Raw genomic sequence first — 2,059 nt, forward strand, 5'->3', positions numbered from 1 at the left:
TTCTGGACGGCGCGCGCCGCGGTGCGCGCGCGCCGTCCGCAGCACTACGTCCCGTGGATGCTGCTGGCCTCGCAGGAGCCGCGCACCTTCCACGGGCTGCTCGCCCGGCGCTCCCTCGGCCTCGCGCCCGGCTTCGCCTGGCACGGGGAGGCGGGGGGCGATGGCGCCGTCGCCGCACTGGTCGAGACCGGCGGCGGCTGGCGGGCGCTGGCGCTGCTCCAGATCGGCCAGCCGGCGCGGGCGGAGGCCGAGCTGCGCGCCCTCTGGCCCGCCGCGCGCGGCAATGCGGCGCTGCTCGGCGCCATGCTGACGGTGGCCTCGCGCGCAGGGATGACCAATCTCGGCGCGCAACTGGCGGGGCTGGCGCAGGGCGCGGACGGACGGCCGCGCGATCTCGCGCGCTTCCCGCTGCCGCGGTTGCGGCCGGCGCAGGGGTTCCGCGTCGATCCCGCGCTGCTCTATGCGCTGGCGCGGCAGGAATCGAACTTCGACCCGGCGGCCATCTCCCGCGCAGGGGCGCGGGGGCTGCTGCAGGTGATGCCCTCCACCGCGGCCTATGTCGCCAACGACCCTTCCTTCCGCGGGGAGGGCGCGGCCCGGCTGCACGACCCGGCGCTCTCGCTCGAGATCGGGCAGCGCTACATGCTCTACCTCGCCAACCACGAGGCGGTGCGCGGGGACCTGATCCGACTGCTCGCCGCCTACAACGCGGGGCCCGGCAACCTCGCGCGCTGGCTGCCGGCGGCGGAGCACCGGGACGACCCCTTCCTGTTCATCGAGTCCATCCCGATCGAGGAAACGCGCCAGCACGTGCAGCGGGTGCTGGCCTATTCCTGGATCTATGCCTCCCGCCTCGGCCTGCCGTCCCCGAGCCTCGAGGCCCTGGTGCGCGGCGACTTCCCGCGCTTCCTTGGCGCCGAGGAGGTGCTCGCGCAGGGGGCGCGGCGGTCGGTCGCGCTGCAGTGACGGCCGTGCCGCGCCCGCTCAGAGCGGGGCGGCGGGCAGGGCGGCCGCGGCGGGGGCCGGCGCCGGGGCGTCGACGCCGAAGCGGAAGCGCTCCTGCGGGTCGGGGATGTAGAGCGAGCCGAAGAGCCAGTCCCAGGCCGCGAAGACGGTCGCGAAGTTGCGGTCGTGGTGCCGTTCCTCGACCGAGTGGTGCACCTGGTGCATGTGCGGGCTGACCAGCACGTAGGACAGCCAGCGCGGGAAGGGCAGCGCGACATGGCTGTGCCGCAGGTGCGCGAAGCCGATGTTCCAGGCGAGCGACAGCACGTTCACCCCGAGCAGCGTCAGCGGCTGGACCGAGCCGCCCAGCGCCGTCGCCACCAGGCCGAGGCCGAGGCCGTTCATGAAGGCCGCGCCGGCCATGTGCACGATCTGCTCCTGCGGCCAGAAGCGGAAGGCGGTGAAGGGCGTCAGCACCTCCGGCGCATGGTGCAGGCGGTGCGCGCGCCACAGCAGCGGGTAGCGGTGGAAGATCCGGTGCGTCCAATAGAGGGCGAAGTCCCCGAGCACGAAGGGCACCAGGGCGGCGAGCAGCATCGCGCCGGCGTGGTCGAGGCGCATGCCCTCGACGGGTTCCCCGAAGATGGGCAGCATCAGCGCGACGCCGATCGCCGCGCCCGAAGCGCTGAACAGGAACAGCAGCGGCGCGGCGAAGAAGGGAATGGCCGAGTTCACCAGCGTCAGCCCGATATCCACCGGCAATTGCCGCCACATCTCGGCCCGGTTGCGGGGGATGGCTTCCTGCCGCGCCTCGCGCAGGCTGCGCCGGGTGGCGAATGCGGCCACGCCGATGCCGAGCACCGCAACCGCGATGGTCGGCCACCAGAAGGGGGAACCCGGGTCGGTCAGGATGCCCGCGAGGGAGACGAGCCAGTTCCAGGCGGCGGTCAGCGGGTCGTAGGCAGGCCAGGTCATGCGTCGGAGGCGTTCATGAGATGTCGTGCGGATGAATCCCATGGCCGGGGGGTGGTTGGGAAGCATTTCCCGGTCGCCGGGTGGACGGCGTGACCGGCCTGCCACGGCGCCTCGCGCTGCCGGCGCTGCTCGGGGCGCT

General features: G+C 73.6%; 2 protein-coding genes. One reads left to right on the forward strand and one right to left on the reverse strand.

Annotation, left to right across the window (positions count from 1 at the left end; translation table 11 throughout):
• On the forward strand, positions 1-966 hold a 966-nt coding region (locus GXW76_RS25220; RefSeq protein ID WP_211864891.1), incomplete at its 5' end, for a lytic transglycosylase domain-containing protein.
• Positions 967-984: 18 nt separating this feature from the next.
• On the opposite strand, the gene GXW76_RS25225 is transcribed toward GXW76_RS25220, so the two are convergent.
• Positions 985-1,920 carry a sterol desaturase family protein gene (locus GXW76_RS25225; protein ID WP_211864892.1) on the reverse strand — a complete coding sequence of 312 codons (936 nt, stop codon included), beginning with the start codon at positions 1,918-1,920 and terminating at the stop codon, positions 985-987.
• Positions 1,921-2,059: the final 139 nt, after the last annotated feature.

The organism is Neoroseomonas soli, from assembly GCF_018129065.1.
Lineage (GTDB): Bacteria > Pseudomonadota > Alphaproteobacteria > Acetobacterales > Acetobacteraceae > Neoroseomonas > Neoroseomonas soli.

Bases quoted from the DNA above. Each gene is read 5' to 3' on its own strand.
- GXW76_RS25225 (WP_211864892.1), bottom strand. From the start codon at position 1,920: ATGACCTGGCCTGCCTACGACCCGCTGACCGCCGCCTGGAACTGGCTC.